General features: G+C 42.3%; 15 protein-coding genes, 1 tRNA gene, 1 rRNA gene and 1 pseudogene (1 of these 18 running past the window's edge). 1 reads left to right on the top strand and 17 read right to left on the bottom strand.

What is annotated here, in order from left to right:
* Positions 1-74 precede the first annotated feature (74 nt).
* The 8 genes from R8695_RS04800 to eno form a co-directional block, all read right to left on the bottom strand.
* Positions 75-608, bottom strand: coding sequence for a response regulator transcription factor (locus tag R8695_RS04800; RefSeq protein ID WP_317676230.1), 534 nt, complete (start codon positions 606-608; stop codon positions 75-77).
* Positions 598-744 carry a response regulator gene (locus tag R8695_RS04795; RefSeq protein WP_308418803.1) on the bottom strand — a complete coding sequence of 49 codons (147 nt, stop codon included), beginning with the start codon at positions 742-744 and terminating at the stop codon, positions 598-600. Before R8695_RS04795 ends, R8695_RS04800 begins: the two co-directional genes overlap by 11 nt.
* A 120-nt stretch (positions 745-864) precedes the next feature.
* Complete coding sequence (locus R8695_RS04790; protein WP_243139455.1) at positions 865-1,767, bottom strand: hypothetical protein; 903 nt, start codon at positions 1,765-1,767, stop codon at positions 865-867.
* A 100-nt stretch (positions 1,768-1,867) separates the two neighbouring features.
* The gene (locus tag R8695_RS04785; RefSeq protein WP_118508526.1) at positions 1,868-2,458 is read right to left on the bottom strand and encodes a cytidylate kinase-like family protein; all 591 of its coding nucleotides are present in this window, start codon (positions 2,456-2,458) and stop codon (positions 1,868-1,870) included.
* A gap of 154 nt (positions 2,459-2,612) precedes the next feature.
* A complete protein-coding gene (gene smpB, locus R8695_RS04780) occupies positions 2,613-3,083 on the bottom strand; it encodes an SsrA-binding protein SmpB (protein WP_025580321.1) in 471 nt (156 codons plus the stop codon).
* A 37-nt stretch (positions 3,084-3,120) separates the two neighbouring features.
* Entirely contained in the window at positions 3,121-5,460 is a 2,340-nt protein-coding gene (gene rnr / locus R8695_RS04775) for a ribonuclease R (protein ID WP_118508525.1), read from the bottom strand.
* 119 nt (positions 5,461-5,579) lie between these two features.
* Positions 5,580-5,816, bottom strand: coding sequence for a preprotein translocase subunit SecG (gene secG, locus R8695_RS04770; protein WP_118508524.1), 237 nt, complete (start codon positions 5,814-5,816; stop codon positions 5,580-5,582).
* Between the two features lie 75 nt (positions 5,817-5,891).
* Complete coding sequence (eno, locus tag R8695_RS04765) at positions 5,892-7,229, bottom strand: phosphopyruvate hydratase (RefSeq protein WP_118508523.1); 1,338 nt, start codon at positions 7,227-7,229, stop codon at positions 5,892-5,894.
* Positions 7,230-8,139: 910 nt separating this feature from the next.
* Here eno and R8695_RS04760 point away from each other — a divergent pair.
* The gene (locus R8695_RS04760) at positions 8,140-8,979 is read left to right on the top strand and encodes a polysaccharide deacetylase family protein (RefSeq protein ID WP_118508522.1); all 840 of its coding nucleotides are present in this window, start codon (positions 8,140-8,142) and stop codon (positions 8,977-8,979) included.
* Positions 8,980-9,082: 103 nt separating this feature from the next.
* Here the strand turns inward: R8695_RS04760 and R8695_RS04755 are convergent, their stop codons facing one another.
* The 9 genes and pseudogenes from R8695_RS04755 to R8695_RS04715 all read right to left on the bottom strand — a co-directional run.
* Complete coding sequence (locus R8695_RS04755; protein ID WP_118508521.1) at positions 9,083-10,078, bottom strand: cysteine ABC transporter substrate-binding protein; 996 nt, start codon at positions 10,076-10,078, stop codon at positions 9,083-9,085.
* Positions 10,079-10,140: 62 nt separating this feature from the next.
* A complete protein-coding gene (locus R8695_RS04750; RefSeq protein WP_118508520.1) occupies positions 10,141-10,896 on the bottom strand; it encodes an amino acid ABC transporter ATP-binding protein in 756 nt (251 codons plus the stop codon).
* A 19-nt stretch (positions 10,897-10,915) separates the two neighbouring features.
* Positions 10,916-11,593, bottom strand: a complete 678-nt coding sequence (locus tag R8695_RS04745) for an amino acid ABC transporter permease (protein ID WP_118508519.1) — start codon at positions 11,591-11,593, stop codon at positions 10,916-10,918.
* Positions 11,574-12,233, bottom strand: a complete 660-nt coding sequence (locus tag R8695_RS04740) for an amino acid ABC transporter permease (protein WP_118508518.1) — start codon at positions 12,231-12,233, stop codon at positions 11,574-11,576. The genes R8695_RS04745 and R8695_RS04740 overlap by 20 nt, the downstream gene beginning before the upstream one ends.
* 133 nt (positions 12,234-12,366) lie before the next feature.
* Positions 12,367-12,987 carry a GDSL-type esterase/lipase family protein gene (locus R8695_RS04735; RefSeq protein WP_154779674.1) on the bottom strand — a complete coding sequence of 207 codons (621 nt, stop codon included), beginning with the start codon at positions 12,985-12,987 and terminating at the stop codon, positions 12,367-12,369.
* Between the two features lie 300 nt (positions 12,988-13,287).
* Positions 13,288-13,836: an FGGY-family carbohydrate kinase gene (locus tag R8695_RS04730; RefSeq protein WP_154779673.1), complete on the bottom strand. Its 549-nt coding sequence runs from the start codon at positions 13,834-13,836 to the stop codon at positions 13,288-13,290.
* Between the two features lie 11 nt (positions 13,837-13,847).
* Positions 13,848-14,021, bottom strand: a pseudogene (locus R8695_RS17855) (cation:proton antiporter); the annotation flags it as partial.
* Between the two features lie 156 nt (positions 14,022-14,177).
* Positions 14,178-14,248 (bottom strand) — tRNA-Trp (locus R8695_RS04720).
* Between the two features lie 75 nt (positions 14,249-14,323).
* Positions 14,324-14,822, bottom strand: a 23S ribosomal RNA gene (locus R8695_RS04715) (it continues 2,385 nt past the right edge of the window).

The raw sequence follows: 14,822 nt of genomic DNA, 5'->3' as shown, positions 1-14,822 counted from the left end.
CTATTTTTTATTCTTATATCAGTTTCCTATTATTACAGAGTCTGGAAAACTTGTCAACCGGACACTCTCTGATTTCATACAAATTTTAGACTTTCAAAGTTTTGTATTTCTGTATTCATTTGCAGAAATCCCTTCATTTTTTTTAAAACTCTGGAAAAATGTGTCACATCTGTAAAACCTACCAGCTCTGCAATGTCTGCCAGTCTGTAAGCCGGTTCCTTCATAAGTTCCTTCGCATGACGGATACGGATGCAGTTAAGGATCTCTGAAAAATTTTTTCCTTCTTCTTTATTCAGAAGCTTGCTCAGATGCCACTGACTTACATACGTTTTCTCCGCAACCTGAGTCAGCGTGATCTTCTCATTGTAATGTTCTTCTATGTACTGAAGCGCATTCTTCACAACGAAACTGCCGGCAACCAAAGCACTTTCCTGTGCTGCTTCTTCTCCGGTTATTTCTTTTTTTCTCAGGCACCCGGTCATCGCCTTTAATGCTTCTTCCAGCTCCGTCATATTGGATGGTTTCAGCAGAAATCTGGATACCCCCAGACGGATAGCTTTCTGGCAATAGTCAAATTCACGGTAACCTGTCAGAATGCTAATCTCCATGTCCGAAAATTCTACTTTCAACGCTGCGATCATGGACAGTTGCTGCGATTCTGCAGTGATACTGCTCCCATGGCAGAAGTCTTGACAGTCCTTCCACGATGATCGGTTCATCATCAATAATAACCACTTTATACATAAAAAATCCCCCGTTTTTCCCATTTCTTATTATTACACAAAAGGGAACACCCCCTGTAATCAGCGGATGCTCCTTTTTATGCAATACCTTATATTTTATTTTTCAGCTTTCTGTTTTTTATCACCCTTTAACAGCTCCGGCTGTCATTCCCTTGATGATATATTTCTGTAAGAAAATATATACGATAATGACCGGAATAACTACCAGTGAAACCGTAGATGCCATCAGTCCGTAGTTGGTTCCCTCTTTATGGCAGATATATGCTTTCTTATCTTTTACTGTGTATACGGCAGAACCTTTTTTCTCTGCTTCCGGTGCATCTTTCCAGATTTCTGCATTTCCCTGGGTAACGATATTCTTTCCGTCCAGCACAATTTTTACATTTGCGTTATCATAAAAGTGCAGAAGTGATTCAAAGCAGTAATTCAGATTCATTCTGTGTACAAGCACCCCCCATGGACGGTATGTAGCAGAATCTACAAGATTTCTCACCAGATAAAGCCTGCCATCTGCCTGGTAAGTGCCGATGGATGTGTCCAGATCCTTTGCGAATTCCAGAACATCGTCGCAGTCTTTTTCCCAGAATGTTTTAAGCTGGTTGTAGCTGTCTCCTGCTGGTGTGTTATAGCTTGTCATCTTGTACACTTTTGGCGCACGCAGCAGCATGAATACACTGCTGGAAATTTCTTTTCGTTTGCCGTACTGCTTTGCCATGTAGTACTGACCTTTGTTGTATACGGTATCAAAGTTTACGCTGCCTTTGCGGAATTCATCGTAGTAACTGTACAATATTTTGTCATATGTAGCCTGGCGCGAATCACTGATGGCACTGTCGATCCGTTCGATGCTGTTCTGATTATCCATTTCAAGCTGCGCTGCCATACGTTCCAGACCTGTCTTCTCCTGCCGGTCTGCCATAATATGCCCCACAAGTGCCAGCATCAGCGCAAACGGAAGCGCCCAGTATAACAGGATCATGCTTACCATTTTCCATTTGACGGATGTGTTCTTTCCTCTCTTCATAATTTCCCCCATAATTTGTAAAACCTTTTCTTATATAGACAGAAAGGACTGCCATGCTACTCTGGCAGTCCAATGTCATCTCTTCTTGGTCATATTTATTTTATTCCGCAAGTTTCATCAGAAGTTCTACACACTCTTCCTCTGATATAACTGACGTATTCAGGCAGATATCGTAATTTTCCATTTTTCCCCATTCACATCCTGTATAAAAATTATAATAGCCTCTTCTCTGGCGGTCTTTATATGCAATTCTCTCAAGCGCCTCTCTCTGAGAAAGATTCTTATTTTTCTTGATCCGTTTAATACGGTCTTTCATATCAGATGCATAAATATACACCCGAAGCAGCTGGTTATCATCTTTCAGAATCTGATCTGCACATCTTCCAACAAAAACACATGGGCCTTCCTGTGCCAGACGTTTTATTGCTTCTTTCTGCGCATGAAACATTTTCTCCGGAATCGCCAGATGTTCTTTATCCTGTGATTCTTCTGACATCATTACTCCGATTGCATAGAGAAGACTGGTCTTGCCTTTAAATTCATCAATGATCTCCTGGCTGATTCCGTATCTCTCTGCTGCTTTCAGTAAAAGCCTGCTGTCATAAAAGGGGACTCCCATTTTTTCTGAAAGCAAAGCTGCAATGTGTCTTCCACCGCTTCCATACTGTCTGCTGATCGTGATTGTTTTCATAGGGCACCACTCCTTTCAGCTCATCTGCCTGAAAATGAATTGTTATTTTTTTATCTATCAATTATGATTATAGGAATTTTCGAATATTTTTGCAATATCTATCGAAATTTTCATAACATTTCACAATTTTAAGTGAAAGGATTTGGTAATATTGTTAGTACAGGTTCTTAACTTTGAAGTCGCGCTCTGCCTCTCTTCTCTGATCTTTCTTCGCGATATCCTGTCTCTTGTCATAGAGTTTCTTACCTCGGGCCATGCCGATCTCTACTTTTACCAGACTGTCTTTGAAGTATACTTTCAGAGGTACTAAAGTTAAACCTTTTTCTTTGAGCTTTGCTTCAATTTTGTTGATCTCGTATCTGTGAAGCAGAAGCTTACGGATCCTCAGCGGGTCTTTGTTGAAAATATTGCCTTTTTCATAAGGACTGATATGCATTCCGTAGATATAAACCTCTCCGTTCTCTACACGGATAAAGGATTCCTTGATGCTGCATTTGCCCATGCGCAGGGACTTCACTTCTGTTCCTGCAAGGGCAATGCCGGCTTCATAAGTATCTTCTATAAAATAGTCATGAAATGCCTTTTTATTATTGGCAATCAGCTTCATTCCTTTTTTCTTTGCCATGATATCCTCCAAGCCATTATTATTTCATTCTTGTTATTTACTGTTCGTCATCCCAGACATTGGAAACCAGCTCAAAATCTACTGTCTTGAGCATCTTATCTGCATCCGCCACGCGGATACGGACTTTATCTCCAAGTTTGTAAACTTTCTTCGTCATCTCACCGCGGAGTTCATAGGTTTCCTGGTCGAAGACGTAGTAGTCATCGCGCAAAGTGTTGACATGCACCAAGCCCTCTACTGTATTTGGAAGTTCCACATAGAGTCCCCATCCGGTAACACCGGAGATAATTCCCTCAAACTCTTCTCCCAGATGATAGGACATGTATTCTGCTTTCTTCAGCTTGTCTGATTCACGCTCTGCCTCATCTGCACGGCGTTCACATACACTGGACTGTCTTGCAACTTCATCCAGGATTTCCGCATAATGCTCAGTTCTGCCCTCACGCATCAGTCTGCCTCGTAAGTTATCCTTAATGATCCTGTGGATCTGCAGGTCAGGGTAACGCCTGATCGGGGATGTGAAATGGCAGTAGTATTTCGCTGCCAGTCCGAAATGGCCGCTGCATTCTGTGGTATATTTCGCCTGCTTCATGGAACGCAGTACCAGACGGCTGATCATTGCTTCATTTGGAAGTCCTTCGATACTTTCAATGATCTGCTGGATTTCCTTTGGTGTGATCTCTTCTTTTGCTTTCTGAATTTTTACCCCCTGGTTGTGAAGCAGTGTCAGAAGACTTTCCACTTTCTCAGGGTCCGGATTATCATGGGTTCTATATACAAATGGAATCTCTTCTGTACAGTATTCCTGTGCTACAGTTTCATTTGCCATCAGCATGAAATCCTCGATAATTCTGGTTGCCACATTCGCTTCATACGGCTTTACATCGATTGCTTTTCCTGCTGCATTGAGGATGATCTTGCTCTCCGGGAAATCAAAGTCAATGGAGCCTCTGTGGTGACGGCTGTTTCTTAAGATTCCGGACAGTTCTTTCATCATAAAGAACATCGGGATCAGCGCTTCATATCGTTTCTTTGCTTCTTCATCTGTGTCTTCAAGAATGTTCTTCACATCAGTATAACACATACGTTCATCTACGTTAATCACTGTTTCCGCAATCTGGTGGGAAACTACTTTACCTTTTTCATTGATGTCCATCAGACAGCTTAATGCCAGTCTGTCTTCGCCCTGATTCAGAGAACAGATTCCATTGGAAAGACGCTCCGGCAGCATTGGCACAACGCGATCTGCCAGATAAACACTAGTTCCACGTTTCAGTGCTTCTTTATCCAGAGCACTGTTGTACTGTACATAGTTGCTTACATCTGCGATATGAACGCCAAGATGATAAATATCTCCCTCTTTTGTCAGGGAAATCGCATCGTCCAGGTCTTTGGCATCTTCGCCGTCGATAGTGACTGTCTGCAGATATCTCAGATCCAGTCTTCCATCTCTGTCTGCATCCAGCACATGATCCGGAACACGCTGTGCCTGCTTCATTACTTTCTCCGGGAATTCGTTTGGGATTCCGAAGCTCTTGACGATTGCCAGAATGTCTGTGCCCGGAGTTCGGATATTTCCAAGGTTTTCCTTGATTTTTCCCTCAGGGTTCTTATTCTTGGAACCGTAGTCTGTGATCACTGCGATTACTTTGTCACCATTTTTAATTCCTGCTGCTTCTTTGCGCGGGATAAAAATGTCTTTGGAAAATTTCGGGTTGTCACTGATCACGAAACCAAAATCACGGTTTAACTGGTAAGTGCCTACGATCTCCGGCATGCCACGCTCCAGAACTTTGACAACGACCCCTTCTTTTCGCTTGCCTTCTTTCTGACCGTCACGGATAATGATGCGTACTTTGTCCTGATGCATAGCTGTGCCTGTATCAGATTCCGGGATAAAGATGTCCTCATCCTGTCCTTCGATTTCTACAAAACCGAAACCTTTCGGATGTCCGATAAATATACCCTCTGCCTGAGTGCCCTCGAGGTAATCTTCCTTATAATTGTCCGCATCCCGGAAATCTTTGTCGCGGTTTCTTCCGCGGCTTTTCTCTTTCGTCTTGTCTTTGTTCTTATCTTTTAATTTGTCTTTTTTCTTTTTGCCATGGTCTGCGTATTCTTCTTTTCGGTCATCGTAGTAACGGTCGTCTTTTTTCTTCTTCCATTTTCCTTTGACCTTTTCGTATCTGCCTTTGTTGTCTACAGATACTTTTCCTTCATAACAAAGTTCGTCCAGCACATCGTAGAGGTCTCGCTTCTCTTCTTTGGAAAGTCTCAGAAGTGTGGCGATTTCGCGGAGTCTCATTGGTTTATAAATGGGATCTCCCAGCAGTTCCAGGATAAACTTTTTTCTTCGTTCTATATCTTTTTTCTTCATGTTGCTCCTTTTTCATAACTCAATATCTGCCATAATTGGAAGTGTACGGTAAAATTTTTTGTCTGTGACATAAAAAACACCCTTGTACGTGACAAGAGTGTTTCCAGTTTCATTCTAATTTAACCCAGCATATTTAATACTACAGAAATTACGAAAAATAAAACTCCCATAATAGTAGTAGCTTTCACAAGTCCGCCCTCCATAGAACGCCCTTTGTTCTTGCCCCAGTATGTCTCTGCCGCACCTGCAATAGCGCCGAGACCCTGCTGCTTACCTTCCTGCATCAGAACGACAACAGTAAGCGCAATACAATCTATTAAGAAAATAATACCCAGAATGATCTTAACAACGTTCACTTCGTTACACCTCCTAATCAACTGTGTTTCATTGTAACATAGCCGGAGGTGGATTTCAACTACATTTCGGAGTTTTTAACAGGTTTTTTCTGTATCTTTAAAGGGATTCTCATACACTTCCAGTTCTCCCAGTGCTTCATGAATGCGCAGAAGCTGGTTGTATTTGGCGTTTCGGTCTGAGCGGCAGGGGGCTCCGGTTTTGATCTGGCCGGCGCCTGTGGCTACTGCGAGGTCTGCGATAAAGGAGTCTTCGGATTCACCTGATCTGTGGGAGATTACGGCTCTGTATCCGGATTTCTGGGCCATTTCTACTGCATCCAGTGCTTCTGAGAGAGTCCCGATCTGGTTTACTTTTACCAGGATTGCATTGGCTGCCCGCAGCCTGATTCCGCAGGCGAGACGCTTAATGTTCGTTACAAACAGATCGTCGCCTACAAGCTGGATTCTTTTTCCAAGGCGCTCTGTCATCTGCTTCCATCCCTCCCAGTCGTCTTCTTCAAGACCGTCTTCGATGGAAACGATCGGGAATTTTTCGATCAGTTTCTCGTAATAGTCGATCATCTCTCCTGCATCTCTGAGAACTTCTTCCCCCTTCATCTTTCCCTCACCAGGGAAAACATATACGCCTCTTTCTTTATCATACAGCTCACTGGCCGCGGCATCAATGGCGATGCAGATGTCTTTCTCCGGTTCATAGCCTGCTTTTTTTATCGCTTCTATGATCAGTTCCAGAACACTTTCTGAATCAGAAAGATCTGGTGCAAAGCCGCCTTCGTCACCTACTGCAGTTGACAGATTTCTATGCTTCAGAATAATCTTGAGGAACTGATATACTTCTGCGCACATGCGGATAGCATGTTCCATATTCTTTGCACCTACCGGCATGATCATGAATTCCTGCAGATCTACGGTGTTGTCTGCGTGACGTCCCCCGTTGATAATATTCATCATCGGGACCGGCATCTGTCTGGTATGGCATCCGCCCAGATACTGGTATAAAGGGATTCGAAGCGCTGCTGCTGCCGCTCTTGCTACTGCCATGGATACTCCCAGCGATGCATTTGCTCCGACATTGCTTTTATTGTCCGTACCATCTGTATCTATGATTTTTTTATCGATAAAAGTCTGGTTCAGGGCGTTTTCCCCAAGGATTGCCTCTGCCAGTTTTGTGTTTACATTTTCTACTGCCTTCTGAACACTTAATCCCACATAGCAGTCTTTTTCTCCATCCCGTAATTCCACTGCTTCAAATTTACCGGTTGAAGCTCCTGAAGGGACAATTGCCCTTCCTGTATATCCATTGATCCCAATCACACCTTCGCCCACTGTAACTTCAACTTCTACAGTAGGGTTTCCTCTGGAATCCAGTACTTGTCTTGCGTGAACCCTTCTTACAGGTAGATAACGTAACATTTTTGAACCTCCTGTTAATTTTAATTTATTACTGTTCACTCTGTGCCCAGTAACACGCTCCGCGATGCACAGAATTTATGCTAAACACATAAATTCGCGTGGTATACCGCGCTATAGCCTGATCAATGTTCTTTTTTCCCTGTACCAGGCTTTATAGCAATAGCTTTTCCACACCTATTCAGAAATATACTGTTCCTGTATTTATTAATATTTTCAGAATATTTTATTATTTTAAATCTATTTTATTTATTCTTTTAATTATTTTTATAAATTTTCTATTTTTATTCTTGACAATTCGATTATTATCTGTTATAGTAAGTTCATAAAACAAAAGGGATTACGGAAAATCAAAAAGAAAAGGAGTGAGACCACCGAAAACATAATTTCTTATTTATAATCTAAGGAAGCGAGGTACAGACCACCAGAATAATTAGTTTTTTCATTCATGATTCATAATTTATGAAAGGCAGGTACGGACCACCAAGAAGTTAAAGTTTTAAATCCAACTAAGTTTTATATGTTCCTACTAATCTAAAGGAAGGTACAGTCCAATGAAAATATAACGATTTACCTTATTTTTAAATGTAACATCCATTAATACAAGGAAGGTACAGTCCGATGAAACATTAACGATTTACCCTATTTTTAAATGTAACACTTCATTCACACAAAGAAGGTACAGTCCGATGAGAACTTAACGATTTACCCTATTTCAGAAATTACATAAGGAAGGTACAGACCAATGGGACAATAAATTTTAATCCATAATTTAACAGAAAGTGAGGTATCATCCATTGGATACAGAATTTTAAAAGAGCCACAGTAGAAAAACTGATGGCTCTTATATTTTGCATTTTTTTATTTTCCTGTTCATATATTATAGCAATATCATCTCTTCCGAGAGGTTTCCATGAATCTCAACTACATATCTCTGAAACGATATCTGCGATATCTGAAATTTCCCCTTTTATTCTGTGCTGCCTTTTTTGCAGGCGCTGCTGCCGGGAAAATTATTTCACACTATACACAGAACCCGGCTTCTGTTCCTTCATCTTCCCAGAGTTCCAGCTGGGGGCTTAGTTTTCAGGAAGAAGGAAAACGTCCCGTGGGGAATGCCACGATTGAAGAACTGTCTCAGTATGATGCTTTCTTTGCAGAAAATACGGTGGAAAAGAAAATCTATCTTACCTTCGATGCCGGATATGAAAACGGAAATACATCTGCGATTCTGGATGCATTGAAGAATCATCAGGCTCCGGCTACTTTTTTCGTTGTGGGAAATTTTATTTCGGAGAATCAGGATTTGATCAAACGAATGGAAGCTGAGGGGCATACTGTTGGAAATCATACGATGACCCATCCGGATATGTCGAAGATTTCTACGCAGGAATCCTTTCAGAAAGAATTAGCTGGTGTGGAAGATATTTATAAAGAGATCACCGGAAAAGAAATGACGAAATTTTACCGGCCGCCACAGGGGATCTACAGTACTCTGAATCTGTCTATGGCTAAGGAAATGGGGTATCATACGTTCTTCTGGAGTCTTGCTTATGTAGACTGGTATCAGGATAACCAGCCGGATCCGCAGGAAGCTATCGCGAAGCTGACGAAGCGGATTCATCCGGGGGCTATTGTACTGCTGCATAGTACCTCTTCTACTAATGCGCAAATTCTGGATGAACTATTAAGCAAATGGGAAGAGATGGGGTATTCGTTTCATTCTTTAAATGAATTAGTTTCTGCATCCTGACCGCCAAAAATGAGATGCACCCCGCAGAGAATAAATCCCGTGGAGTGCATCTCATTTTGTTTATAAATCAATACTTAAGAAGATATCAATTATATTGCCTGTATTATTCAGCGTCTGCTGCCTCTGTTTCTTCAGGTTCTTCTGTTGTTTCTGCGTCTTTTGTATCATCGGATGCTGCGTCTGCATCTGTTGTTTCTGCTTCATCTGCATCTTCTGTTGCTGTATCTTCGCTGTCTACAACGCCGCCTTCAACAACAAGGTCTTCCGGATTGATGTCATCACCGTAAACTGGTTTCAGAGTTTCTTCGAAGTCTTTGTGGAAGAACTGTTCGTCTGCCAGAGATTTAATCTCATCGTTAATCGCATTCAGAAGGTCTGTGTTGCCTTTCTGTACTGCTGGTGCAATTGTGTCAATGTCACCGAGGGATTCGATTCCTACAGAGAATCCTTCATTCTGTTGTGCCCATGCAAGTACTTCTGTGTTATCTGTGGAGAATGCATCTCCTCTTCCGTCAAGAAGTGCATCGTATGCTTCCTGGTATTCATCATATTTTACAAGTTCGATGTCCGGATAGTTGTCTGTGAAATAGGTTTCTGCTGTTGTTCCTTTTACAACGATCAGTTTCTTGCCTTCCAGATCTTTTACATCTGTGATCACTGCATTGTCAGGAGAAACAACGCCGAGAGCTACTTTCATGTATGGAAGTGCGAAATCTACTTTCTCTGCTCTGTCATCTGTTACTGTGAAGTTTGCAAGGATTACGTCTACTTTTGCAGACTGCAGATATTCTACACGGCTTGCTGCTTCTACATATGTAAATTCTACATCATCTTCACTTCCAAGGAGGTCTTTGGCAAGTCTCTTCCCGAAGTATACATCGTATCCCTGAACATCACCGTTTTCATCTACATATCCGAATGGGTTCTTATCGCTGAATACACCGATTTTGATCTTTCCGTCTTCTTTGATCTCGTCAAGAGTACGGGCCTGTGCAGTGTTTCCGCCGTCATCTGCTGCACTTACAAGAATACTTCCACCCAAAAGTGTTGTTGCTGCTACGCCTGTTGCTAATAAAACTGCTAATAATTTTTTCTTCATGTCCTTTTCCTCCATGTTTTAAAAAATTTGATTTTATGATAATTTTTATATAACTAGCTTTATTACTTTTTAACTGTTTCATAATGGAAACTGTTCAGGAACTGTTTGGCTCTGTCAGTCTGCGGATTGTTGAAGAACTGTTCCGGGGTGTTCTCTTCTACGATATTTCCTTTATCCATGAAGATCACTCGGTCTGCTACAGATCTGGCAAATTCCATTTCGTGAGTGACGATCAGCATGGTCATTCCTGTTTTTGCAAGTTCCAGAACTACCTGAAGTACTTCTCTTACCATCTCCGGGTCAAGGGCTGCTGTGATCTCATCCAGAAGCATGATCTCCGGATGCATCAGCATGGCACGTACAATGGCAACCCGCTGTTTCTGACCACCGGAGAGCTGTCTTGGATAGTTGTCTTTCTTATCCAGAAGTCCAACTCGGTCCAGAAGCTGCTCGGCTTCTTTCTTCACTTCTTCTTTGTTTCTCTTCTGTACTTTCAGTGGTGCCAGAAGAAGATTATTTAAAATTGTCATGTTCGGAAAAAGATCGTAGCTCTGGAAAACCATTCCAATCTTCTCTCTGACTTTACTGATATTCTTTTTTTCATTTTCGTAATTTACGCCATCAATTTTCAGCACTCCGCTGTCAATTCCCTCCAGGCGGTTGATACATCGCAGGAAAGTACTTTTTCCACATCCGGAAGGTCCTACGATAACTACTACTTCTCCTTTTTGCATGGAGAAGGAAACATCATCCAGAATAGGAACATTGTTTACATATGATTTCTTTAAATGCTCTACTTCTAAAATCGGCTGTCCCATTCATTTATCCTCATTTCTATTAGTCTGCGAACTTCTTTTCCAGGACTCTGGAGAGTCTGGAGAAAGGAAAACATATGATGAAATACATACAGAATACTGCACCGTATACCCAGAGGGCTGCTGTCGGGTTTGTATATCGGGATGCATCAATGATCTGTTTTCCTACTTTTAATACCTCTACGACACCGATCAGGGCTACCAGTGAAGTAGTCTTGATCATTCGTGTAAGGAGGTTAACTGCGGATGGAAGAAGTCTTCGGATGGTCTGCGGCAGGATGATATAAAAGTACACCTGCCATTTGCTTAATCCAAGACCGTATCCACTGTCATACTGGTGTTTCGGGATAGAGATCAGTGCACTTCGCACCAGGTCCCCCATCTCTGCTGTTCCCCAGAAAGTAAATACGATAACTGCTGCTGTCTCACCGGTAAGGTTCATTCCCAGATGCTTGGCTGCTCCGAAATATACCAGGAACAAAAGTACCAGCTGCGGCATGATCCTTACGATCTCAAGGTAAATACGACAGATAAATTTGATTATTTTATTCGGAATGTTCATTACCATTCCAAGAAGAAATCCAAGGATAATGGAAAATACCATGGAAATCAGTGCAATTCTTATTGTTACCCACAAGCCCTGCCAGAGTCTTAATGAGTTGATTCCTTTGAAAAGAACCTCAATCCCCATATTCTGCATAGCGGACTCTCCTTTCTACAAATGAACAGATCAGCGAGATCGGTAAAAGTATGATCAGATATGCGATTACAAGCATCATCAGGGCTTCATCTGTTTTGTAATAAATTCCGATCAGGTCTTTTGTCACAAACATCAAGTCTGCAAGTGCTACTGCGCTGAATACGGATGTCTCTTTAATAAGAAAGATCGCATTGGCGCAGAATGCAGGAATGGAATTGGATACCGCCTGCGGCAGGATGATGTTTGTAAATACCTGACGATTACTCATTCCGAGACTTAATGCGGATTCTACCTGAATCGGTGGAACATTGTCCAGACCACTTCGGAAAGCTTCTGCCATGTAACTGCCTCCCAGAAATGCCAGACCTGAGATCGCACATTGTTCGGAGCTGAGTACGATTCCTATCTTCGGAAGACCGAAATACAGGAAGAACAACTGGATCAACAATGGTGTATTTCTGGACAGTTCAATGTAACATTCCACGATCTGACGAAGTACAGGAATCCTGAAATACTTAATCATGCTGCAGACAAGCCCAACCACAATGGCAAGCAGCACACCAATCACTGCCATGTGAAGTGTAAGCTTCGCTGCCTCAATATAAAGGGGTGTCTGCTCGCGGATAAACTCAAAATCCATGGTTACTTTATTCTCCTTCTATTATTATGATTTACCGTTATAATGAACGGTTGGGGCGCCGGTGCCGCTTATTGCTTGACCTAGGTAAAGCGTTACATCTGCGCATCTGTGAACTATCATAACATTTCAGGCGTCATCCTGCAAGCTTTTCATAAATTGCATCTGCAAGTCTGCTATGTCCCAACGCATCCAGATGCTCCTGATCTGCTTCACCAGGCCGGGCAAATTCCGAAGCTGGAAGGTACGAAATATTTCTCCTTCTGGCGATTTTCTCATACACCCGAGGCAAATTCCATGATACTTCGATAGAATTCTTATCGAATTCCGGATCAAAATCCTCTTCCCAGATTTTCTCTCCAAGGTAGATAGGAGACACCAGTAATATTTTAGCATCCGGGTTTACAGCCTTGATCTGATCAAGAAGCTGTTCAATTCCCTGTCCGATCACTTCCGGGGTTGCGCTGTATACGCTTTTACAGTCATTAGTGCCAAGCATAAGAACAATAATGTCTACCGGTCTGTGACTTTCAAGGATTGCCGGAAGCATTTCCGTTCCTCTTCTTTCTGTACGGAATGGATCGTCGAACACGGTGGTCCTTCCGCAGAGACCTTCTTCGATTACTCTGTAGCCTTTTGTTCTTACTTTTTCATCCAGGATGCTGGTCCAGCGGGTACCCCATCCGTATCTCTGATTAGTAGTTCCCGGGATTAAACCGTATGTATTGGAATCACCGAAACATAGGATTTGTTTCATGTCTTGTCACCTTCTTAACTTATTTTTTAGTTTAGGTTTTTGGTTTTCCTGTTTTCATATCTATTTGATAGGAATACTATACAATCTTTATTTTGGTTTGTCAATCCCTTTTTTATTTTCTTTTGAAAAAATATATTTGTGTATGGTTAATTAAGTATTAAAGGGGGACGCCCGGAAAATACAAATATTTCTGAGTGTCCCTTTATTAACACAAAAAGAGCAGCTACTACACCTGATATAAGATGTAATATCTGCTCTCCTTCGTGCAATATTCTGTTATGAATTATAACACTGTTATTCTTATTTATTCAATACCTGTTCTACCGCATTTTTCCAGCCTGCATATTTCTGGACACATTCGTCCGACTGCATCTGTGGAGTAAAGCGGGTGCGGGTCATTTTGTTGAGGACTTCTTTCTTATTATAAATGCCGGCTGCGATTCCTGCTGCATAAGCAACTCCAATTCCGGAAAGTTCCTCGGAGGAAGGAACCTGAACAGTGACATGGACAATATCACTCTGAAACTGCATGAGATATTTGTTCTTAGTTGGGCCGCCGTCTACGCGGAGTTCGGAGATATCAATACCGGATTCGGTGCTCATTGCTTTGATTACGTCTGTAATCTGGTAAGCAATGCAAGCGAGAGCAGTTCTTACGATTTCTTTACGTTTAGTCGTCCTGGTCATGCCTGTGAGGATGCCTGTTCTTACATAATGTTTCTTCGCATAAGCTGTCTCAAAAAATAAACACAGCAGGCAGCCTACGATTGCACCAAGAATGATTCCCAGAATGATTGAAACCGGGATGTTGGCAAATGTTTTGATGTCTGCACTGCCGCCCTGCGCCATGCTAAAAAAAATAGTAAATAACCGATAATCTCAAATGATGACGGTACAAAGACCATCATGACCGCAGGTCTTCCTACTTTCTTCAGATCATCCATATTCAGCGATAAACCTGCCTTTAACAGAATGATGAGCAGTGCCATTTTTCTCAGATCAGCTGAGATAGAGAGAATGCTTGGATCAGGAAGATATTTTCCGCACAAAAAACTGATAATTTCTGCGATCAATTAAATAGTGCTCATTAATCAATCGTAGAAGTCATCAGCTAAAATCAGCGGTTTTGGTTTCCCAAAAACGAAAACGCTCGAAACCCAACAAATCCAAGGCTTTCGAGCGTCTTAAAACAGGGGATGAGAGAATCGAACTCCCACCAAAGGTTTTGGAGACCCCTATCATACCATTTGACCAATCCCCTACAAGTATATTTTATATACTCTCAAAACTACATACATGTTGACATTTCCTTGAGATTCATTACTTCCTGCGATTCTTGGTCAAGCCCTCACCCGATTAGTAACAGTCAGCTCCATGCATTACTGCACTTCCACCTCTGCCCTATCTACCTCGTCGTCTTCAAGGGGGTTTACTTCTTTCGAATGGGATATCTCATCTTAAGGGGGGCTTCACGCTTAGATGCCTTCAGCGTTTATCCCTTCCGGGCTTGGCTACTCGGCCGTAGACTTGGCAGTCTAACCGATGCACCAGCGGCCCGTCCATCCCGGTCCTCTCGTACTAAGGACAGCTCCTCTCAGATATCCTACGCCCACGCCGGATAGGGACCGAACTGTCTCACGACGTTCTGAACCCAGCTCGCGTACCGCTTTAATGGGCGAACAGCCCAACCCTTGGGACCTACTACAGCCCCAGGATGCGATGAGCCGACATCGAGGTGCCAAACCACTCCGTCGATGTGAACTCTTGGGAGTGATAAGCCTGTTATCCCCAGGGTAGCTTTTATCCGTTGAGCGATGGCATTCCCACTTAATACC

The organism is Blautia luti (genome assembly GCF_033096465.1).
Classification (GTDB): Bacteria; Bacillota; Clostridia; order Lachnospirales; family Lachnospiraceae; genus Blautia_A; species Blautia_A luti.
The sequence above is the reverse complement of the archived record's forward strand: the minus strand, read 5'-3'. Positions and strand labels throughout refer to the sequence as shown.

Excerpts from the sequence above, each read along its gene's own strand:
- eno (WP_118508523.1), bottom strand. The coding sequence starts at position 7,229 with ATGTTACGTTATCTACCTGTAAGAAGGGTTCACGCAAGACAAGTACTG.
- R8695_RS04800 (WP_317676230.1), bottom strand. The coding sequence starts at position 608 with ATGGAGATTAGCATTCTGACAGGTTACCGTGAATTTGACTATTGCCAG.
- R8695_RS04760 (WP_118508522.1), top strand. The coding sequence starts at position 8,140 with ATGAATCTCAACTACATATCTCTGAAACGATATCTGCGATATCTGAAA.
- R8695_RS04750 (WP_118508520.1), bottom strand. The coding sequence starts at position 10,896 with ATGGGACAGCCGATTTTAGAAGTAGAGCATTTAAAGAAATCATATGTA.
- rnr (WP_118508525.1), bottom strand. The coding sequence starts at position 5,460 with ATGAAGAAAAAAGATATAGAACGAAGAAAAAAGTTTATCCTGGAACTG.
- R8695_RS04735 (WP_154779674.1), bottom strand. The coding sequence starts at position 12,987 with ATGAAACAAATCCTATGTTTCGGTGATTCCAATACATACGGTTTAATC.
- R8695_RS04795 (WP_308418803.1), bottom strand. The coding sequence starts at position 744 with ATGTATAAAGTGGTTATTATTGATGATGAACCGATCATCGTGGAAGGA.
- R8695_RS04730 (WP_154779673.1), bottom strand. The coding sequence starts at position 13,836 with ATGGCGCAGGGCGGCAGTGCAGACATCAAAACATTTGCCAACATCCCG.
- R8695_RS04790 (WP_243139455.1), bottom strand. The coding sequence starts at position 1,767 with ATGAAGAGAGGAAAGAACACATCCGTCAAATGGAAAATGGTAAGCATG.
- R8695_RS04740 (WP_118508518.1), bottom strand. The coding sequence starts at position 12,233 with ATGGATTTTGAGTTTATCCGCGAGCAGACACCCCTTTATATTGAGGCA.
- R8695_RS04755 (WP_118508521.1), bottom strand. The coding sequence starts at position 10,078 with ATGAAGAAAAAATTATTAGCAGTTTTATTAGCAACAGGCGTAGCAGCA.
- R8695_RS04785 (WP_118508526.1), bottom strand. The coding sequence starts at position 2,458 with ATGAAAACAATCACGATCAGCAGACAGTATGGAAGCGGTGGAAGACAC.
- smpB (WP_025580321.1), bottom strand. The coding sequence starts at position 3,083 with ATGGCAAAGAAAAAAGGAATGAAGCTGATTGCCAATAATAAAAAGGCA.
- R8695_RS04745 (WP_118508519.1), bottom strand. The coding sequence starts at position 11,593 with ATGCAGAATATGGGGATTGAGGTTCTTTTCAAAGGAATCAACTCATTA.